Source organism: Mesorhizobium sp. M1163 (genome assembly GCF_040318415.1).
Taxonomy (GTDB): domain Bacteria; phylum Pseudomonadota; class Alphaproteobacteria; order Rhizobiales; family Rhizobiaceae; genus Mesorhizobium.
Map to the genome: position 1 here is coordinate 1 of NZ_JAMYMF010000007.1, position 19,227 is coordinate 19,227.

The 19,227-nt window shown below is 57.7% G+C and carries 17 protein-coding genes and 2 pseudogenes; 6 read left to right on the forward strand and 13 right to left on the reverse strand.

The features are described from left to right. Positions 1-141: 141 nt before the first annotated feature. Together NKH43_RS08650 and NKH43_RS08655 are read right to left on the reverse strand one after the other, a co-directional pair. Entirely contained in the window at positions 142-303 is a 162-nt protein-coding gene (locus NKH43_RS08650) for a hypothetical protein (RefSeq protein ID WP_502906460.1), read from the reverse strand. 21 nt (positions 304-324) lie between these two features. Next, a complete protein-coding gene (locus NKH43_RS08655; RefSeq protein ID WP_352857503.1) occupies positions 325-1,383 on the reverse strand; it encodes a GSU2403 family nucleotidyltransferase fold protein in 1,059 nt (352 codons plus the stop codon). A 250-nt stretch (positions 1,384-1,633) separates the two neighbouring features. Between NKH43_RS08655 and NKH43_RS08660 the strand changes: the two genes are divergently transcribed. After that, positions 1,634-1,894: a DUF3072 domain-containing protein gene (locus NKH43_RS08660; protein WP_502906461.1), complete on the forward strand. Its 261-nt coding sequence runs from the start codon at positions 1,634-1,636 to the stop codon at positions 1,892-1,894. A gap of 221 nt (positions 1,895-2,115) precedes the next feature. On the opposite strand, the gene NKH43_RS08665 is transcribed toward NKH43_RS08660, so the two are convergent. The 3 genes from NKH43_RS08665 to NKH43_RS08675 all read right to left on the reverse strand — a co-directional run bounded on the left by NKH43_RS08665 (position 2,116) and on the right by NKH43_RS08675 (position 3,121). Further along, positions 2,116-2,250 (reverse strand): hypothetical protein, encoded by a 135-nt coding sequence (locus tag NKH43_RS08665; RefSeq protein ID WP_352857504.1) that lies wholly within the window; start codon positions 2,248-2,250, stop codon positions 2,116-2,118. A 408-nt stretch (positions 2,251-2,658) separates the two neighbouring features. Beyond that, positions 2,659-2,859, reverse strand: a complete 201-nt coding sequence (locus NKH43_RS08670; protein WP_352641483.1) for a DUF2905 domain-containing protein — start codon at positions 2,857-2,859, stop codon at positions 2,659-2,661. Positions 2,860-2,998: 139 nt separating this feature from the next. Next, positions 2,999-3,121, reverse strand: a complete 123-nt coding sequence (locus NKH43_RS08675; protein WP_292654615.1) for a hypothetical protein — start codon at positions 3,119-3,121, stop codon at positions 2,999-3,001. Between the two features lie 340 nt (positions 3,122-3,461). On the opposite strand from NKH43_RS08675, the pseudogene NKH43_RS08680 reads away from it, so the two are divergent. Together NKH43_RS08680 and NKH43_RS08685 are read left to right on the forward strand one after the other, a co-directional pair. Beyond that, positions 3,462-3,838 (forward strand): annotated as a pseudogene (locus tag NKH43_RS08680) (transposase); the annotation flags it as partial. Continuing rightward, positions 3,838-4,181, forward strand: a pseudogene (locus tag NKH43_RS08685) (hypothetical protein). The pseudogenes NKH43_RS08680 and NKH43_RS08685, both read left to right, overlap by 1 nt. A gap of 70 nt (positions 4,182-4,251) precedes the next feature. Here NKH43_RS08685 and NKH43_RS08690 read toward each other — a convergent pair. Beyond that, positions 4,252-4,782 carry a lysozyme inhibitor LprI family protein gene (locus NKH43_RS08690; RefSeq protein WP_352857506.1) on the reverse strand — a complete coding sequence of 177 codons (531 nt, stop codon included), beginning with the start codon at positions 4,780-4,782 and terminating at the stop codon, positions 4,252-4,254. A gap of 988 nt (positions 4,783-5,770) precedes the next feature. Here NKH43_RS08690 and NKH43_RS08695 point away from each other — a divergent pair. Further along, entirely contained in the window at positions 5,771-5,956 is a 186-nt protein-coding gene (locus NKH43_RS08695) for a hypothetical protein (protein ID WP_352857507.1), read from the forward strand. A 738-nt stretch (positions 5,957-6,694) separates the two neighbouring features. Here the strand turns inward: NKH43_RS08695 and NKH43_RS35280 are convergent. From NKH43_RS35280 to NKH43_RS08730, 6 genes are read right to left on the reverse strand one after another with little or no spacing between them, the layout of a single operon-like run. Further along, positions 6,695-9,859, reverse strand: a complete 3,165-nt coding sequence (locus NKH43_RS35280; protein ID WP_502906462.1) for a formylglycine-generating enzyme family protein — start codon at positions 9,857-9,859, stop codon at positions 6,695-6,697. Next, entirely contained in the window at positions 9,859-11,745 is a 1,887-nt protein-coding gene (locus NKH43_RS08710; RefSeq protein ID WP_352857509.1) for an ABC transporter permease, read from the reverse strand. Before NKH43_RS08710 ends, NKH43_RS35280 begins: the two co-directional genes overlap by 1 nt. Further along, complete coding sequence (locus NKH43_RS08715) at positions 11,742-12,482, reverse strand: ABC transporter ATP-binding protein (protein WP_352857511.1); 741 nt, start codon at positions 12,480-12,482, stop codon at positions 11,742-11,744. Before NKH43_RS08715 ends, NKH43_RS08710 begins: the two co-directional genes overlap by 4 nt. A 15-nt stretch (positions 12,483-12,497) precedes the next feature. Continuing rightward, a complete protein-coding gene (locus tag NKH43_RS08720; protein WP_352857512.1) occupies positions 12,498-14,567 on the reverse strand; it encodes a vWA domain-containing protein in 2,070 nt (689 codons plus the stop codon). 1 nt (position 14,568) lies between these two features. Further along, on the reverse strand, positions 14,569-15,768 hold the full coding sequence (locus NKH43_RS08725; protein ID WP_352857514.1) for a hypothetical protein: 1,200 nt from the start codon (positions 15,766-15,768) through the stop codon (positions 14,569-14,571). Further along, positions 15,765-16,883: a hypothetical protein gene (locus tag NKH43_RS08730; protein ID WP_352857516.1), complete on the reverse strand. Its 1,119-nt coding sequence runs from the start codon at positions 16,881-16,883 to the stop codon at positions 15,765-15,767. The genes NKH43_RS08725 and NKH43_RS08730 overlap by 4 nt, the downstream gene beginning before the upstream one ends. Before the next feature lie 1,031 nt (positions 16,884-17,914). Here NKH43_RS08730 and NKH43_RS08735 point away from each other — a divergent pair. Together NKH43_RS08735 and NKH43_RS08740 are read left to right on the forward strand one after the other, a co-directional pair. Then, positions 17,915-18,094, forward strand: a complete 180-nt coding sequence (locus NKH43_RS08735; RefSeq protein ID WP_352857518.1) for a hypothetical protein — start codon at positions 17,915-17,917, stop codon at positions 18,092-18,094. Between the two features lie 61 nt (positions 18,095-18,155). Further along, complete coding sequence (locus NKH43_RS08740) at positions 18,156-18,398, forward strand: helix-turn-helix transcriptional regulator (protein ID WP_352857520.1); 243 nt, start codon at positions 18,156-18,158, stop codon at positions 18,396-18,398. 150 nt (positions 18,399-18,548) lie between these two features. On the opposite strand, the gene NKH43_RS08745 is transcribed toward NKH43_RS08740, so the two are convergent. Then, positions 18,549-19,148 carry a DUF3624 family protein gene (locus tag NKH43_RS08745; protein WP_352857522.1) on the reverse strand — a complete coding sequence of 200 codons (600 nt, stop codon included), beginning with the start codon at positions 19,146-19,148 and terminating at the stop codon, positions 18,549-18,551. Between the last annotated feature and the right edge of the window lie 79 nt (positions 19,149-19,227).

Here is a 19,227-nt window from a genome sequence, read left to right on the forward strand (position 1 = left end):
GCGCCGCCCAGCGTAATCAGCCAGTGCGTTCATCACGTCAGGATCAAGATAGGCAGAGAGACGTTTTTTCTTGGCGTTCTTCATGGGCTCAAAGCTCAATGCCATCACTGGGGTCAAGAGCGGCCTGACGTGCTGCGCGTCTCATGGCTTGATCGACACTGCGACGACGTACGGCGTCATCGTCGGGCTCGTCCCGGTCGAGATCGAACTCATCGTCGCGCCGTGGCGTTCGCTCCGGTGCGATGTCCTCGTGTTCGGGAAGCTCGGGCTGACGACGGATGCCGCCGTTGGCCGGATCGTCATCCTGCTGATCCCTGGCAGGCCTCAACTTCCGAGATCTGCCTGTCGCGCGAATAAATGATGGGCCTCGTCGAAAACGGCCCTTGGGAGGACCCGAAGGTCGCTTGCTTCGTAGGGGAGATGCTCGAGATACTGCGTCGTCAGCCGGGCAACCACTTGCGCTTGGGCCAGGTCGCGACGGCGCTTGATTGGCTCGCGGTCAGCTCGTTTTGAGACCCAGAATTTGTGAGCGGCAAAAATACGCGGATCGGGAACCACGAGCCGTAACGGTCCGCCTTTTTCATCGATGGCGATTGCTTCGAAAGCAGGGGCATTTTCCAACCATGCCAGGCCGGCGATCTCGGCGGCGACCAATTCGTCGTCGGCCTTCCCGACAGTTTCCCGGCTCGGCTTCCACGCCGGGTTTGCGAGCGGTTTGATCAGATCCACGAGGTATCCGTCGCGGTTCACCGCGCGGAACGTAGCGGATGAACGCTCGAAAGACCGATCGACCTTGCGCAAAAGGTTGATGAGCGCTCCATCTTCGACGTTGGCGCCAGACATGATCCTGAGGGACTGACGCGAGTCCATGAGGAGATCGATATCTTGCGTCGATGTGATTCCGGGATCCACGAACACTCCCGCCGCCGCCTCATAGCCGTAGATCGCATTCGTGCCGGCAATACGAATGCCTTCCCCGAGAAGACCGGCGTTATCGATTGCCCTGATAATTCTTGCGGCGATCAGGGGAACACGCCCAAGCCGGAGCGCGCGATTGACAGCAGATTGGCGCTCCATCTGCTCCTGTCGCGCAGAGAGCGTTTCTTGGGCGGACGCGCGAGCGGCTTCCCAATCCGCCTTGACAGCTTCGCTCGCCGGCGAGCGCCGACCCTCTGCCTTTTGGTGTCGTACGCCAGCGGCGTCGTAGTAGCTTCGCATCAAATGGTCGTTGCCGTTCACGGTGTGCCAGACGAGGGATCCCCGAAAGCTCTTCGCCTTCCTTTGGGCCTCTTTGAGCGCAATGAAACGTTGGTCGGAATTGACTTTTTCCCGACGCTGATCGTTATTTAATTCAACAAAATCAGTCAATTCAACAGTTACCATGCGTTTAACTCGGATCTGTTGCAAGACACAATAGGCGGCGGAGCGGCCGATTGCAACAGCTCTCACGCGATTCCATTTCGACTGTTGAAGTAACTGTATTCATTAAAAAAATACGACGGAGCAGCTTTTCTACGACAGCGCAGTCGAAGCAAAAGCGCCGCTCGAAGGCGGCCTTCGCTGGTTCTCTTCGATCCGCAGACCGGGCCGATGCAAACGGTCAGAGAAGGCTAACAATGTGGCGGAACAAATCATGATCATTTCTCATTGTGGTGATCATCAAGGGAGATTGAGCATGGTCGACCGGCACAACCCAAAAATCGAGGCTTCGGCAAATGTGGAAAAGGACCCGGAAGATTGGGTCAGCGGAGATGACCCAATGACTCCCGCACAAGCCTCCTATTTGAAAACTCTTGCCGAACAGGCCGACGACCCTGACGCCTATGCTGATGGCCTCAGCAAGGCGGAAGCTTCTAAACGCATTGATGCACTCCGGGAGAAGTTGGGCCTGTAGCGTCCGCTCGTGGCTTTTCGTCTCCAGCGAAGGACAGCCGATCGGGTCGGATTGGGGCAGTGTTGCTGTAGGTGGCAATTAATTTTCTGAATTCAGCGCGTTGCTGCTCGACTCGCGATTGAGAAGACAAACGGCGGATGGGAGCGGCTTATAGGGTGCAGCAGCCCGGCATCCGCCCCTAAGCTCACAAGACCTCGCGCCCGCCGGTCCAATCCTGCTGTCTAAAAAGATGAGGACGTCCCGACGAGGGCGATGGTCAGCAGAGACACAAAAAGGACAAGAGCGATCGCAGCGCCCCAGAAGAGAACTTTTTCGGTGCCGCGTTGCTCTTCCTCGCGAGATATGTCTTTCGCCATTGCATACATCCTTTGCGATGGTCAACGACTTAGCAACGTGCCGCGCCAAGGCTGAGTTCCTGCAACTATCTTGTCCCTTCGGCACTGAGAGAAAGCGCTCGGAATCAAGCCTCGTGTTGTCCAACCGTCGGTTGGTGGACGTATTGCAGCTGATGCATCTAAAATCCCTGTGATCCGCGCGCACCGGGCATGCCCGACCCGAGCCCCCGCCGGGTGCAACAGCGCTTGATCGGCCCGCCGCATCAAACTGTGCGGCGGGCTTTTTCACTCACGCGATGGAACACCGGCGCGTAGGGAAAGTTCTGCCCACGCAGCAAACTCTTTCCCTCATATTTTTGCTGCAGATCGGATAGCTCCGATCGGCCCACGTCCTTCTTTTCCTCCGGCGACGCGGGCTCGCCGTCCTCGCTATCGGTTGAGTAGCCACAGAACAAACGAAAGCACGATGCTGATCAGAATCCCAGTGCCGATCGGAGCGTAAAACGTGAAGTTCTCACGTTGGATCACGATGTCACCGGGCAATCTGCCCGGACCGACCCGCGACAACCAGGGCCACAATAGGCCTATGGCAACTATAATCAGACCAACGACAATCAGAGTTCTGGACATGGCGGCATCCCGCCGGGAATATAGTGGCTGACCATGAACGTTGCGATAGTGGTCATTCGTCGCCTCAAGCCGATCCGCTCAATTTGCAACTCCGCGGATTGCCGTGACAAAGCTCCCTTTCCCCCCGGCTTAGAAGTGCTTAGCTGTCGTCCTTATAAGACTTGGCGGCTTCATCGATCTTACGCCAATCGTTTCCGTGCCGCCGCACAAGCTCTCGCGCCTGGGCTGGCGATACACTTTGCGTTTCGACGATGTGGTTCACTTCCGTCTCCTCGCCTTTCAGGGGACGCGAACGAGGGCTCGTTGGCCGTCTGGCCGCTGGGTTTTTTGCATCTCGTCTGGGCATGAATGGACCTCTCCTGGAGCAGAATAAACGGTCTGGCGCGGCGAAGGTTTCGCCACGCTAGCTTGTTGAGCAGTTTCACCGATCGCCTCCTTGGCTTCCCCTTGCGGCTCTGACCATGCGTTCTGGTGTTCTTGGACCCAAATGAGCACCGCGTTGTTTGCGAGCAGTGCTGTGCTTCGCAATCTGATGGAAAAATCCGACGCCCCTGCTGCACCGCAGACAGTTCCTGGTGCCGAAGCGCGCTTTCCGTACGATCGAGCGGGTGGCCGCACTGCACATGATCGAACCTCGAGCGGAGCGGCCACAGGCGATCACGCTCGGCGCCGACAAGGCCTACGACGCGGAAGACTTCGTCAATGAGCTGCGCTCGATGAAGGTGACGCCGCATATGTAGCGCAGAACACGAGCGGCCGCAGTTCCGCGATCGACGGGCGCACGACGCGACATGGCGGCTATGCCGTCAGCCAGCGCATCAGAAAGCGCATCGAAGAGGCGTTCAGTTGGATCAAGGTCGTGGCCGGCCAGCACAAGACCAAGTTCCGCGGCCGCGACCGTGTCGGATGGGCCTTCACCTTCGCAGCCGCTGCCTACAATCTGGTGCGACTGCCAAAGCTCATGGCGGAGACCGGCTGATGGCCAAGGTTCCCGGCTTAGCCAAGGCCTTCACCGGCCGCTGGCGCATCATCGAGATGGATGTTTGGGACAACGACTTCCTCGATCTCGTCGAGGAAGCCCATCTGACATTCAAAGGCTCGGCGGATGGCGAGATCGCCTTCGGCGCACTCAAGGGCTTCCTCGATGTCCGCTATGGCACCCGCGATGGTTCAGCCTGCGCGGAATTCTCGTGGGAGAGCATGATGAGAACGACCCAGCCTGTGGCCGCGGCTGGGTTGTCTTTGGCAGTGCAGGTCGCCTCGTCGGCCACTTCTACATCCACAACGCCGACGATTCCGGCTTCGTTTGCGAAAGAGCCTGACTTCTTCAACGGCCTGCTAGACACAGGTGTCGGACCGCAGACATGTATGAGCTCATCCCAAGTTAGTTCCTCAGTTGCCACAGAGTCCGATGACGTGACAACATTCGGCAGTTCCGGCTTGTGTTGTTATGGTGCCATCCGGGCCAAGCGTCCCCGCTTCGTTGCACCCCTCCTGTCCAGACCAACACAGTTGGCAGTCGCGGTTCACCGGCATTATGGACTCCTGCCCTGCATTGTCTTGTTCGATCTGTTGCCGAATCTTTTGCTTGTTCCTCTCCTGTTCGGCCAAGGCTTTCGCGAGCTGAGCATCCTCACCTTCTTTTGCGTTCTTTTCCTCTTGAAGCTCTTTGATGCGGGCGACGTAGGCGTCGCCTATGCAACTAGCTTTGCTCGAACCGCTGCAGTCGTCGTTTCGTCTCTGGATCCATGCGCGCTGCGAGTCGACCAACGACTGGCGCTCATTTCCTGACAGAGAACGCCTAAGATCGCTATAGACCTCGTTGAGGTCTCTATCTTTGCCTGATAGCGATGCATCCGCACATATAGCCTGCTCAACCTGTTCAAGATTCGCGCTGCAGTTGAAGCTCGGACCCCCCGCCACTCGAGCTCGACTTCTTCAAAGGCGTATCGGGCTTGTGAGCAAAGCGGCATTTGATCACGAAATCGTTATAAGCTGAAATAGTGTTATTGATAGTGTCGGTCTCATTTTCACAAGTTTCGGCATCGTGAGTTGACATGGTTTTCAAAAAATTCTCCCCGCAGTGATCCTCATAATTTATCCTCTTGAACTTTGAAAGATCCGACAGGCAGGCCCGACTTGCCACGACCCCTATCAAGATCCTCTTTTGTTTGGGCATGCGATGTGCCGCAACAACACAAAAGAACTAAGGCAGTCGCCAAGACTTGGTGAGCTTTCATGCCAACGCTCCGTATGGCCTAACAATGTTCGTACAAATGGCACGTGCAAACCTGAGGATACCCCCCAAGTCGAAGCTGGCGACCGCCAGATAGTGACAGTGTAGACCTTTTATTCGCTAGAGCTAATTTATTAAAATGGTCATGTTCCGTCCCCGCGTCGCAGACCGGCCGGGCCTAGTCTCGGTTCCATCGCGTAGGCGGGCCGGAACTGGGTTGTATCGGGCCGAGAAAAGGCGCCACAGCGGGGTTTGACAGCTAGCCAGCAGTGTTCATACGGCCGCAGGCGCGCTGCGCCTGCTACAGCATTGGGATACAGCTTTAGCAAGGCTTCGTGCCATCGTCGAAGTCAAAGATGACCACAGCGACGCAAGCAAGAAAGTTTTAATTTTGGCGTACCGGGTTGCTGACGAGCTCGAAAATGCTCGGGATCTCGTAGCGGATGTGACTGTCGCCTATACGAGGCTTGTTCATTCGTACTTCTACCCTGACCAGCCAATTGAGCTGAAGCGGAAAGCTGTGCTCGATGCCATCGACGCGCTTGAGAAGGCAGCCGAGAAATCGACCTCGCACTGATGCATGCGTAGCCGTGGCCCGTCGCTTGCCAGGATCGACCGGGAACGGCCGTATCAAATCGCACTGCCTGATGATCTATGCACAGGACACAGCTCGCGTTGATCCGCAAGTTTTGCGAAGAACGCGGGCCGAGCCCGTTGTTAAAACAGGTGCAGGCGATATGGCTAGACTATAAATATGAGAACTGGCGGCTCTACTGCTTCGCCGACGAGGCGTCCGCACAAGCGTTCCTTGACCGCTTCCCAGGCGAGATGTTCGATCCAAAGCGCGATCGAGAAGACTGAAAGGCGCGTGGTGTCTGGCGCCGGACAGGCGAGTACAAGAGAATTCCTGACCTCGGGCGCTGAGGGTCCCTGAGATCCTGCGAAATTGAGGCAATGGCATGTGTGGACGTTACACTCGGTATTGGACCTGGTCGGAAATCCATCGGCTCTACCGGCCTGACAACGCCGGCCGAAATCGGCCGCAATGACGCGCCGCGCCACAACATTGCGCCCACGGAAGAAGTGCCGTTCGTCACGGCCGGCGAGAACGGCAATCACAAGCTCGTGAGGGTCGTTGGTGGCTCGTGCCCTTCAGGGGCGAAAGAAGATTCCCAAGTTCCAGATGTTCAATGCCAAATCAGAAGACGCTGATACCAAGCCTTCATTTCGCGACGCCATCAAGTCGAAGCGCTTCTCCGCTTATCCCCCATTACTTCTGTTTCCTGAATCAGGACTCGCGAGTTTCACATAGTGAGGACAGCGGCATTGACATCAGCATCTGCGGCCGGAATCCCTTACCCAGGCGTTCAACGCTTCGCCGGATGCGATCCGACACGCACACCTAACAGCCACCCGTCGCCGCGGCGGTCTTCGGACGTCGTCGTCAAGGCTATCGAAGTCCGGCCCGGCATGACGTTTTCTTACGAGCACCAGGCCCGGACTCTTGAAAAAGGGGGGACCAGTGACCGGACACGCTTGACGTCTACCTGCACGCCACGATCCGCCAAAATGAGCGTCGCGGCTCGTTAGGCCACTGTTTCAGCGGCCGAGAATCCATGTCGTCTTGGCACGACAAAGCGCAATTATCTTTTTGGCAGCGTTTCGGTAACCCGAGAGGCTATACGCAACGTAGGTGTTGGTGCCGTCGGCCGCTGCTTTGCCAACTATGTTTATCGTGGCACCGGATGACATTAACTTTAAGGTATCGGTGTCGAGGCAGCTTTGCACTCCCTTCCCGCAGCCCCTTGTTGTGTTTGGTTTCAGTTCGTTTTCGTCGGGCATAAAGGACATCGCCGGATGCTTCGATGATCCGTTGCGGGTGGTTACGGTCGCAGAAATCGAATCGGACTGGTAGATGTCCCGGCCGCCAGGTTCACGGGACCTTTGCATCGAAAACCAGACGCCGTTGTTTTTGGTCTCAACACCAATATAGAAATAGGGCCGTTCCTCCAACCAGCCCAATGCGGGCTCGATTTCGCCGCCCATGGTCACCATGTAGCACTTGTTTCCGTCCTGGTAGATTTGCCAATCCTGTTCCGTTCCGACGTGCCCGCCCATCCACGAGAGATCGGGGTCAGACATGCCGTTGATGCCTTTCATCGCGAGATGGTAGTACGCCTGCATGCTTGTCCCTTGGGGCTGGATACGGATGTAGTACTTGTTGTTTCCGATCGGTATTACATAGTTCAGCGTCTCAGCGGTGTCTCCGGGACCGCTCGACTTGGCCAGCACGGCTCCATTGGAGTCCTCGAGGAAAAGGTCGAGGTCAGCATCCGCTGGAAAGCCACCTATTTCAGCTGTCAGGAGCATTCTGGCCATACTGGCTGGATAGAAGGAAAAGTATTGAGCCGCGCCATTGTTGGTAAGGTTGTAGTAGTCTCCATCTTTATCGGGTGGACTGACGCTTGTCGCCTGCGCTCGGGCAATCGCGGGATCGCTCCTTGCTGTGGTTAAGTATTCGAGAGTATCGAAATAGATGTTGAGCCTTGAAGGATTAGCCTCGTCCTTCAGAGTTGCCACAATGTAGTATTTTCCTGCCTGCAGGCTTTGCTCGAAAAATTCGGGAGAAGTCCCAGTGCGGTGCTGGTCACCTTCCATCGGGGTCCCATCAGAATTGGCGAGATCGAGGTCCACGTCGGCGTCAAGTTTCGTCATCTCCACGCGCAACTTGTGCGGAGCATCCAACTTGATCGCCATCATCAGCTTGGGGGAACTGGGGCTGACATATCCGCTGTAGTTCTCTTTGGGTGAGGCGACCCGTCTAGCCCGATTGAAGCTCGTCGCGAACTCCGGATCGTGAAGCGCCTTGGCCCGAAGGTCGAGCGTATAAAGGGTTGAGGTGTTCGGGTCGGCCGTGATCAGGACAAAGCCTCGTTCGAGAAAGGAAACGGGAGCGGCAAGCTGTACGGACTGGCCCGGTGCGAAGGTGGTCTTGGCGACGCTCATGTGGCGCTTATCGAGATATGTAAGGGTCACCGGGGCCGTCTGGTCGCGGATCGTGGCGACCAGACCGCCGGCATCACCCATCATGGTAACCGGATAGACATCCGTGCCGTCGCTTTTTCCAACGAACCCCTGGTAGGTCAATCCGGCAGCGTCGATGCGCGCAGCATTGCCAAGACCGGCAGTTTCGGGACGCGGTACGCCCGTGTCCGGAATGAGGGTGCGGCTAATCTTGAATTGGTAGCTGGCGGCATCGGGTCCGGAACTGACACGTTCGAACCGCAGATTGTATTTTTGCGGCATCAGGTTGTCGGTCGAGATCGGCGCGCTGGTCGATCGGTCTATCCTGCGTTCGAGATATGATTTGCCCGCTTCGTCGGTTAACGAGACCTGCACGATGCCATCGAGCGTCAGGTCCAGCTGCATCGTAGCGTAGTCGTTCAGATCGAACGCATAGTAGTCAACGGCGTCACTGTTCTTGAGAGACACCGTGTCCCTGCCCTCCAGACCTTTGCTAGTCAGCGCTCCCAAGTCACGGGCGTCACTAACTGTGTTTCCGCCAACGTCGCCAGCCTCCGAAACGGGCGCCCAGCCTTGGGCGAGCGTTCCAAGGTCATCGCCGGTACGGCGGATCGCTCCGACAATTGGCAATCCCAGCGCAAGACGGATACCTGTATGCGGGAAATACTGGAAATTCATGGCTCCAGTCGTATCGTCCCGACGGAATAGCGTCACCTCGACCCGCATGGAGACGCGAATCTCGGAACTGGGAACCCTGAAGTTGCCGCCCCGCGCCACATAGGCCCCGACTGCGCCGAATCCGTTCTCGGCTGTGAACGGGTTTCCCATCAATTCTTCTGCATTGCCCAGCATGTCGTGGAGTCCGAACCATCCCTCGCGGGAGCCGATCGGTTCGAGATGCGAGGGATCCTTGTCGACGTGAGCGTAGGTGCTGAGAGTCTTGCCCGGTGGAATAAAGGGCATGTCGGCCTGCAAGGCATCACGGGTCAGCTTGCCTTCAGCGAAATCCCGTCCACCTCGCGCTACGAACTCCCATTCGTGCTCGCTTGGAAGGCGGATAAAGCCAGGAAAGTCCGGATTTCGTCCGAGGCCGACTAGTATACGCTGGCAGGCAGCCGCATGGATGCATTCAAGGTTCATGCGGTCGATCACTGCGATGAGGTCGCCATAGGTCAGGTAAGTCAGTGGCTGGGCAAGATAGTCGACGATGGCCTGAGTCATGATGTGGTAGCAGGGATCACCGACCCGAAGGTAAGCGCCCAGCATTGTCGGAATTTCTGGGTCGTGGGAACGTTCAGAAAGTTCCTGGATTCCCTTGGCGACATCGCCATGAGCCATCACCATGGCGTATTGACCCTTGGAGAACTCATACTTCCCGATCAGCAACTCCGCGTGCTGTTGACTATCAGTCACGGCAGAACCGACGCGCACCTGAAGCGGCGTTTCGAACGCAAATGCCTTCGCCTTGACCGAACCCATGACATAAGTGGATTTCTCGTCCAGGAACAGACCGCTCCCTGAAAGCGGGACGGGCACGAACGTCAGGAACATGCCGCCTGGCATGGGCATCAGGAAATCGGTGGGCTCGGGCTTCGGATTGTACCATTTCGCAAGATTTTCGCGGCTCAGCAGCACTCGTTCGCATGCATGCTGGGCAAAGCAATCTTCGCATAGGAACAGTAGCGCGACCGCCGCGGATACAATCGCGAGGGGGATGCGGAATATGGCGGACGCACGCATCAGGCCGCCCGAAGGGCCTGCGCCGGATCGATGCGGGTGGCTTCCCGGGAAGCGGAGAGGGAAGCTATGCACGACCCGAGGATCACGAACACGCCGATGGCCAAGAAGTGCCACAAGTATAAATTCGAAAGCTGGCCGTCGAAGCCGAGCTGCGCAGCGATGACACCATTGAGGAGTGCCGCGACGGTAAAATATAGCGCGCACGACAGCAGGAACCCCGCACAGGCGATGATCACAGCCTGGACCAGAGGGATACGGAAAACCTGCGCTTTCTGCATCCCGACGAGCCGCAGGGTTGCAAAGTCAACACGCTTGCGCTGCACGTTGGCGAAGAAGCTCGCCGACAGGATCGAGAAGCCTCCCGCCAAGGCCACGGCAGCGACGACAATCACTAATGTAGTCAGGCTGCGGTCGAGTTGCTGCAGCTTCAGTATCTCGTCGGATCTCGCGCGGACGGCAATGCCACTTTCGGAGAATTTCTGAACCAGCTGCGGCACTGCGTCGATGCCGCTGGCTACCACGCGGAAGCCGCGGTATCCGGCGGACTGCTCGACGATATTGGAGCCGATCGAATCAAAGGCGATGGGAACGCCGGTCCCTCGATAGATCATAGCCAGCAAGCTGGGGCTTACAATCACATCACCGCCCGGGGCGGTGCCTAGTATCCGCACGCCGATGGCAAGTGATTTGGTCGTCCAGTTCTCAGGCAATGAAATCGTCAGTAAAGGCGCCTTGTCTCCATTGCTACCTTTCCATGCTCCGGCAAGCGTCTCGGGCAGGAACACCCCGTTATTGAAAGGGAAGCTTGCGCCTGGCTTGACCTTCCAGTCAGCAGCGGTCGGCACCAGGTCTCCGAACAGGCGCTGGTCTAGTCCGGCGACGGATACATTTCGTCCCAGGAGCGTGGCCTGAAGCGGAGGGTTAATCCCGATCACTTGGGTTTCGTCGTTGTGAAGCACGGCGGCCGCTTCGAGCAGATCGTCTCCGTTAAAACGGCCGCCACTCTTTTCGACGAGATAGGCATGCACCCAACCGGGTTGCGCCTTGGCTTTGCCTGAGGGTAGGCCTACTTCGGCGGCGTATTGCTCGGGTGCCGCATCGGAGACCTTGTCCGCGCCAAGCCGAATGCGCAGGTCGCTGACCCTGGTCTCTCCCAAATTAGACTTCGTGAGGACGATCAATTTCTCGAAGCTTTGCTTCGGAGTAGAGACGACCCCGGGCCAGCCGCGCTCGGCAACGGAGATTCCAGCGCGATAACTCTCGACCGCCCGGTCGATCTCCGGATCTGCCAGAAGTGATGGCAACGGCAGTTCCGCGTCAGGAACGATGCCGACCACAGTCAGCGGCAGCTCCACGCGCTTGCGTTCGTCATTTTCGATACGGTCTATCGTCAGGGTTATCGGAGACCCGATGTCCACACCTGCGCCTTTAGCGACGTCGGATGAAATCACGACCTCGTCGCCATGCGGAGGCTTTCCGCTCAGATGAACGAGCAACGGATCGGAACTGTCAGAAGGGAAAAGCCTGGCGCTCGATTTCCCGACCTTGCCATTTACCTGATAGCGGATGTCAACTTCCCTTGGCACCAGCATCACGGAGGGCATGGCGTAGATTACGTCGGGCCATTTGCGAAGCTCGACGAAGAATGGTTCGTCGCGCAAGTCGGCGTTGACCGGTCGGACTTCGCGGAAACTCGAATCCTGAATGAATTGGCTTCGCAAACGATCGATGAACCCCACCTTGACCGAGGTCAGCAACATGATCGGGGTAAGGACTGCGGCAACCGAAAGAATCATGCAGAAGGTGATCAGCTTCTCGCTGACCAGATCCTTTGTGGCGATGAATGTGACGCTCGCCCAGTACGGGTTGAACAGGGGCTCTTTCAAGAAGGGTCTCCTGCACTGATCACTGTACGAGTGACTTGAGCACTCTCGTAGCGTGGCTTCAGCGTGATCACCTCGTGGGCAAAAGCTTTAACGAGGTCGAGGTCATGCGAGACCATGATCACTGTCGCTTTGGTGGACGCCGCGAGACGCTTCATCTCGCCAATGATCTTGTCGGCGAGATTCTCGTCGACGGAGGCAGTCGGCTCGTCGGCGAGGATGATATCCGGACTAAGACACAGCGAGCGCAAGATGCTCACACGCTGTCTCTGGCCGCCAGAAAGACTGGAGGGCTTCTTATCCAGCTGCCCTTTCATGTCATAAAGCTCGACCAGACGCTCGATGAACGCTTGGTCTGCGGGGCGGTTGTCGAGCATGAAAGGAAGCTGAAGATTCTCTCGAACCGTCAGGAAGGAAAACAGCCCTCCGGACTGCAGGATATAGCCGAAATGGGCCAAGCGCACTGCGCTGATCTCCCGGTCCTCTCCGTTCAGCAGCATGCGTGACAGGTCGATCGTCTTTTCACCGACCCGCAGTTCGTAGCGGTTCACCTCCGATGGCCTTGCGACCATCGCCAGCAGGTCAAGAAGGGTACTCTTTCCGCTGCCGCTGCGGCCGACCAGCCCGTAAAAGCGCCCCCGCCGAAGATTGAGCTCGGGTATCTCGAGAATGAATTGGGAACCCCCGCTTTCGAGGCGCTTCGTCATGCCCTGGATACTTAGAACGCACTCCGTGTCCATGCAGCCTCCGGGCAGTTAAGGAAGGTTTTTCAGGTCGAGCATGTAGACGGCCTCTTCGGCTGTCCCCTGAGGATCCAGCTGGATCCAGTCGTTCGGCCTGTTCAGGATGTCGTCATAGAAGGCAATGAGCTTTCCTAGATTGGCCTCGAACTTCGAGCGGTCGTCGGCGGACTCGTTCTTGAATTCTTCGACCGAGATCGTGAGAACTTCGCTTTTGTAAGGCAGGTTCTTGATCCACAAAGGTACGAGAGGACTGTTCATCACCTTTTCAGTGTCGGCGATTTTAAGATCGTAGGAGGTGGCCGTGGAGCCAGCCTGCACTCCCTGCAGAAACGTGGCTGAGGTCGATTGGCTCGCCTGGAACTTGCTCAAAACGGCATTGAGCGCCGATTGCAATTCCTGCACCTCGCCACGCTGCAACATGACCTTGATGTCAAACGACTTCTTGTTATAGGCGGACAAGTCACGGTCAACGACCCAGGAAATGATGTTTGCAGGAGGCTGGGCGCTCTTGCCGATGTAATCGACAAAAGCAGCGCGGACGGCGCCCAATATCGCCTGCCCGGCGGTGTCGCCGTTCGCGGTGTTAGCTTGGACGATGCTGTCGAACCTGCCGGTCGCAATGGATTCCACGACCTTGGAAAGGGCACCTTTCAGCGCCTCTTCCAGACTGGTCGTGCTCTCGCCGGCGGCCCCGCCGGCGTCGCCGACCTCGGTCGACTGTCCGCTGGCCTGAACCACGGAGAAAGCCAGCCCGCTGTCCTGATCTCCAACGGCCAGACCTTCGAACTGTGGCCTAGCCAATGCCAGATCCGATGCGGCTTTGGGATCAGCTACATAGATGGAGGCTATGTAGACATTGCTCTGCTTTGCCAGGTCCTTGAGTGCGACCTCGCTCAGGCCCGTAGTGTTCTTTGGATCGCCAACGGGATGGCTGCTGGCATCCCCGATGAGGATCATGATGTGGGCGGCTTCAGGACTCCAGTTGGACTTGATGCCGTCCCGCACCCCGGCAAAGACTTCCTCTTCCCAATCGCCGCTGCCGCTGTCCGACGCCTTGACCGCTCCACTGTCCAACAGGCTCTGCAGCTTGTCGGCCGAAACCAGATCAGGTGTGAAGTTCTTGGTCACGTATTCGAGCGCCGGTGTTGACTCGACGTTGTCTCGGTAACCTACGAGTCCGAACTTGAGCGCGTCGGGCGTGGACGTCTTCTGTGACATGATCTGCGCAGTCTTGCCGATTGCAGCAGTCACGGCATCGATGTTGGGCTGCATCGAGTTGGTGGTATCGATAACGAAGACAACGTCCGCCGCAAAGCTTTTTACCCCACCACCCGCCTGTTCCTGCAAGCACTTGTCACCGCCGGCCTGCTGCAGGTTGCATGCCGCTGCCTGCTGCGCCCGCCCCTGATTCGTGAGCGCCGCCAGCTGGATGCTCATCATATCCGGCGAGTAGGCGTCGAAACTCTCGTACTGCAGGATCGGCAGCAGGTAGAATGTCTTGTCAATATCCACCCAGGCGTTCCCCTCACGTGAAATAATGCCGGGAGGCACATTGTTTCCCGTGACCGCATCATAAAGCGCCGAAGGCGTGACCGCATTGCTCTTGATATCGTCAAGGGTCTTCTTGAGGGCTTCTGCGCTTTCGAACATAAGCACAGGCCTGCGCTCGGATGGACCTGGATTGGTGTAGGCCACTGCCAATGCCTGTTTCCATGGCACGACATCATCCGCCTTGATCCATCCCTCCGCGCTCTTGTCGCCATGCCCGGCGTGAAACCAACCCGCAGCCGTGAAGTTGTTCGCGTCGTAGCTGACGCCGTCTTGGCTGAAAGCGTTGAGCACCGAGAATGGCGGCAGGTCGCCGCCGACGCTGGCGCTGCCCTCGTCCTTCTCCACGTACATGTGGGCGCCTGGCTTAACCAGCAATCGAAGCGCGAGGTTGGTGGCCTTCACTTTGCATGTGCTGGCTCCTGACGGGTCACAGGCAATGGAGTCGTCGTCAGCACGGCCCGGATGCGCGCCTGAAACGGCAAGCAGCAGGGCAACTCCGGCCAGCCATTTTCTCTGTGCGGAAACACTCATATCAATTCTCCGTCGCTTCCATCGGTTCCTGAGGGCATTTGTCCATGACCACGCGAGCCAAGGCTGCCACGAGCCCGTTGCGCAGGCTGACCACATCGTCCTTGCTGAAATGCGAAAGGTCGTTCGGCTTGGCCTGTATGCCAAAGTCGCCGAACTCGACCTGCCGATAGCAGAACTCCTGCGCCGGGATGCACCAGTATTCAGTCGGGTTGACGCTGGATTCGGCAACCTGCCGGTTCAGCGGGTCTAGGCTTGCCCCGAAGTTCACGTTGGAGGCCAACATCTTCAGCCTTATCACAGGGACCCCGTCTGCATCGGAAGCCGTGTTCTGTTCTGGGGCCGCGATCTTTCCGGCAGACCCGGCGATGAAGTTGCCGTGTTTGTTGCACTTGACCTTGTCGACGGCAAAGACTTCGTCGCCCGGCTTGGAGGCCGTGAAATCCATGTCGACGGCCCAGGGGTAAAAATTGCGGGTCCATGTCACTTTCGGCGCGGGGGGTGCTCCGACAGGATCGGGCGGATTGGCCTCAATAAGCGAGCCCGTCCCGTCTTGCTGCCCTGGGCCGGCGCTGGCAAATTGCTCCGACTGCACCGAGACGACAGTCCTGCGGGAAAACGTCATTACCTCCGCCAGGAACTGGAGGTTGCCGTCGTGCTCTTTCTGGGCCAGCGGCGCGTAGGCTGTGTAGCCCCTGCCTTCGGCGAAGGTGCATTCGGCGATACTCGCAATGCGGCCCATCGAGGCTATTTCGTTGACAGCTTGGTCGAGCCGCTCGCCGATTAGGTCCTCAGGCAGGTGATAGATGATGAAGAAGTCGGTGAACCTGAGGCGCGGCATCTTCTGGGCGGGTGATAGCAGGCCCGGTTGCGTGACATTTTCGATCCGCACCAACTTTGCTCTCAGATACAAATGGGCAAGCCGCCCGGAAACCTCCTTGCGCGAGAGCAACGGAGTTAGACCGAGAGTTTCGGGGTCGATGCCGCAAGATTGGGCCTGGGAGGAAAAAGGCGTTGTCGGCAAGGAATCAGGTTCGACAGCCGCATCAGCAAGGACATGCCCTGGCGAACCTGCGGCGAAAATCAGAGCGAGAAAGAAACACCTGGCCCCCCTGGACGCCATCTTCCCGACTTTCAGCAAATCAGGAAGGACGCAGCTGTCGGAATTCCCGTTAGAACAATGGTGATCGTGTTGTCTCTTCATATGTCCCACCCGACTGACTGAGCGTGCGGCCGGGTGGAAAGAACGGACCGAGGCACTTCGTCCGAGATGGGCGTACTGTCTTCTTGCCTGACATTGGAGCCGTCGAAGTCGATGCTGACGCCGCCGCAGATTCCCGCCACCCAGCTGACGTCGCCGACCTTTACGGGAGTGAGGAAGCTCTGCCCCGGCAGGCTGTCAGGAACATAGACGAATTTGACTTCATGGCGTCGCAGGAGGCTATCTGAAGGAAAGTCAACCGTTTGAAGCGCGTGTCTGTCGGCAATGATCCGCGCGATTGCGAAGTGCCGAAACACGTTATACATCTGCCGCCAGATTTGCTCGGCTTTGAACGTGTCTTCCATGCGGCTGTTCCAGTCGCAGACGTAAGCCTGCTGATCTGGGTTGATGCCGCCGTTCACCATCTTGCCATTGGCCATATTTTGCGTCTGCTGCGAAAGGATCACTTGGGCGGTGTCGAGGAAAACCGTTTCACCCCGAGGCGTGGTCTGGAACGTGAACGAACCGGCTCGAAACCAGTAACGGTCGAAATCGTAGCGCGGGCGCTTGTAGGCAGCGCCCGTTTTTGCCTGGACTATGTCGCGCTCGATGCCTCGCATATTGATTCCCTTGAAGAAATCGCGGATCGGGATCGTCGCAAGGCCCTCGTTGACCAGTTTCATTCGAAAGTCGGCGGCGAGCAGGATGTCTGATACCCGGGTGTGGCGCGGCATTCCGTCTACGCGCAGATGCATTGGCGTCGCGCAGACCCGTTGATATTGAAGTTTCTGCCTGGGATCTTGCAGGTTGTTGATCTTGCTGAGGATCGGCCAGATGGAGTTATCCGCATCTATCGAAATGCCCGGCTGGTAGATGACGTTTTGCCCGTTTTCTATCACCGTGTACTCGCCGTGGGCGGCCCTGATCGCCACGATGAAGTCGTCCAGCATCAGCGGGGCGGCATCAGCCTCCTTCAGGCCCCAGAGCACGATGTCATTGTTCGCCGGGTCGGCGACAAAGCCGTCGAGACGTGTGAGCCCACCCATGGGATGGAAGTCCGCGCAAAGGTCGGTGGGGCTCTGACGGTGACCGATGGCGCAGCCGTCAATCGTGGCCATGGCCTCTTTCAGAGAGAAAGCGAACTGGGGGCTAGGTGTAAATCTGCTGGGAACGACTTTGCACTCTGCAACATCCGAGGCAATGGCCTTTCCGACTAATAGGCGTATCGCTGCCGCGGCTGCACCAGCTTGCATTAAATGTCGTCGGTTGAGCCCGTGTCGCATCGTTGGCTACCTGGATTTGCGGATCAATATGCCCAGTGACTCGTCCAGGGCGGGCTGAACGATCGTGGGGGCAGGGTCAACACTTACGCCGCCGCGATCGGCAGGATCGTAAATGCGCGAACGGGCTGGATACGGGGTGTAGTTGGCCGAATTGCCCAGGCTGCTTGGGAAATCGTCGTCCCCACATACCTGACATTGGACATTCGTGGCGACGAGTTTTCGGCTTTTGTCGATTATCACTATCGACTCCGTATCCCTCCCGCCCTTCACCGTTATCGTCCTTGGCTCCTGACCTACGTAGTAGTAGATTATCGAGCACTGGCTTGTTCCCGTTTCAGCGACAATTGTAGATGAATTCATGTCAATAACGATTTTTTGAGAGCAAGGTCCAAGTTTAATGTCACAGTGGCAAGCTGCTGATGCCTGTTCCAGGGTCAGACATAAACACGCCACAAGATATAGGTAGATACGCATGGCAATAATTCTTTCTAATAACAGCCTTGGAATTCTCTCCATGTTATTGACCTCGAAGGCTGGATACTGGTCGCTATGACCAATCGTGGCCAGAAGCACCACTGAGACAATAAGCAGTTGCCAATGGGCCGCGCATGACCCATTTGGGTTGTGCCATCACGGGGTGCACCGATTCCGCGACGAAATTGGATGACATCCACGGCATCGGGAAATCGAAACTGCGCGAAGGACCGGACCAAGCGGGTTCAAGCAGGCCCCGGGGACTTCCAATCAGATGACCTCTGCATGAAAACAATGTAACTACAGCGTTTAGATTGAGAGGCCGTCTGAGGTGGCTGGCGTGGGCGCGGCGTTTGACTCGGTCTGCTTGAGGCCGTTATCCGGAATGGTTAATGAATAGCGATTTGATCGACCGCATCTACGAGGCGGCAGTCGTGCCAAGCCTTTGGACGGGGCGCGGTGTCCTGGACCTGCTCGCCAAGGCCGGTGATTGCACTGACGCCGTCTTGTTCGCGGTGAACAAGAAGGGGATTAACGGCTGGGCAGCGAACGAATCGCCGACATGCTGCTGATCATCGCCTCAGCGGAAGAAGACAGCGCGATAGGCCCAAAGATCTTGAGGGACTGTTCGATTTGAGGGCCGCCGAGGCGGCTGTCGCTCGCGAGCTTGCAAAGGGCAAGACGCTCCGCGACATCGCCAGGATCAGGAGCGTGGCAACGGATACCGTCCGCGGCCAACTTAGGTTGATATTCGAGAAGAGCGGCGTCCATAGGCAAGTGGATCTCGTCCGCCTGCTTTCGGGATCAAGAACTGGCTCGTCCCTAAAGGTCCGCCTGGAAAACTTGCCGATGTTTGGGAAGCAAACAGAGTCCTGATCTGGTCTCAGTAGGCGAAGCGAGCCAGAAAGCAACCGACGCATTCTCTGGTGAAGCGGTTCGCACGTTGCCCGCAGAAATTTATCAATAGAATGTCGCGGTGATCTGCCTCTCGGCGGCCGCTATCGGGTCTGCGGCGTAGATTCGAACTCAGAAGTTCTCGCTGAAACACGATCCGGTTTGGTTGCACCGCATGCCCTGGACACTGGTGTAGCAGTTGCAGTCGCAGAGACTGAGGATCGGGTAACCCTTCGGACAGCAGTAGGCAGTGGAATTTTGCGGCGTGCAGGAGGACCAGCCGCAATTCAGCTTTCCGGGGCACTCACCGGAGGCCAGCGCCATCGACGGCAGAACGGTGGCGGCTGCCGCGCCGAGGAAGGCCTTGACCAGTGTCTGCAACGCGTGCCGCCGCCCGGCGGCGACCAATTGATTGGAATTGGCACCCTCTTGAGGACCGGCCGTGAACGGTGCGGCAAGTCCGTCGCCGTAGACGCTGCGGAAAGCGTAGATGCCGAGATGCAGTAGCCAAAGGAGAATCGCCGCTGACGAGAGCGCCGCCAGCAGGTGGCTCGCCACGCTCAGAATGCGGAATGCATTCCCGTAGGCGGCATCGGCCGCGAGACTGGCCGTCCACAGAGACAGGCTGGCGGCGGCAAACAGAAACGACTCCCGCATGCATTTTGGACACCGGCCGATCCGGTACAGAAAGCCGAACCTCGGGGCGATGCTGACTGAATCACGCTTCTTCATGTTCCCTCATCTCCTTGTTGGCTAGGGCTTGCGAAGACTTGCCGCCTCCGCTCCGTCCTCGACTCCGTGCCGTAATCAT

What these genes read in the sequence shown, in the direction of transcription:
- NKH43_RS08655 (WP_352857503.1), bottom strand. Translation starts at nt 1,383, where the DNA reads ATGGTAACTGTTGAATTGACTGATTTTGTTGAATTAAATAACGATCAG.
- NKH43_RS08730 (WP_352857516.1), bottom strand. Translation starts at nt 16,883, where the DNA reads ATGGCCACGATTGACGGCTGCGCCATCGGTCACCGTCAGAGCCCCACC.
- NKH43_RS08725 (WP_352857514.1), bottom strand. Translation starts at nt 15,768, where the DNA reads ATGAAGAGACAACACGATCACCATTGTTCTAACGGGAATTCCGACAGC.
- NKH43_RS08650 (WP_502906460.1), bottom strand. Translation starts at nt 303, where the DNA reads ATGACGATCCGGCCAACGGCGGCATCCGTCGTCAGCCCGAGCTTCCCG.
- NKH43_RS08670 (WP_352641483.1), bottom strand. Translation starts at nt 2,859, where the DNA reads ATGTCCAGAACTCTGATTGTCGTTGGTCTGATTATAGTTGCCATAGGC.
- NKH43_RS08745 (WP_352857522.1), bottom strand. Translation starts at nt 19,148, where the DNA reads ATGAAGAAGCGTGATTCAGTCAGCATCGCCCCGAGGTTCGGCTTTCTG.
- NKH43_RS08715 (WP_352857511.1), bottom strand. Translation starts at nt 12,482, where the DNA reads ATGGACACGGAGTGCGTTCTAAGTATCCAGGGCATGACGAAGCGCCTC.
- NKH43_RS35280 (WP_502906462.1), bottom strand. Translation starts at nt 9,859, where the DNA reads ATGCGTGCGTCCGCCATATTCCGCATCCCCCTCGCGATTGTATCCGCG.
- NKH43_RS08735 (WP_352857518.1), top strand. Translation starts at nt 17,915, where the DNA reads ATGAATAGCGATTTGATCGACCGCATCTACGAGGCGGCAGTCGTGCCA.
- NKH43_RS08665 (WP_352857504.1), bottom strand. Translation starts at nt 2,250, where the DNA reads ATGGCGAAAGACATATCTCGCGAGGAAGAGCAACGCGGCACCGAAAAA.
- NKH43_RS08720 (WP_352857512.1), bottom strand. Translation starts at nt 14,567, where the DNA reads ATGAGTGTTTCCGCACAGAGAAAATGGCTGGCCGGAGTTGCCCTGCTG.
- NKH43_RS08660 (WP_502906461.1), top strand. Translation starts at nt 1,634, where the DNA reads ATGATCATTTCTCATTGTGGTGATCATCAAGGGAGATTGAGCATGGTC.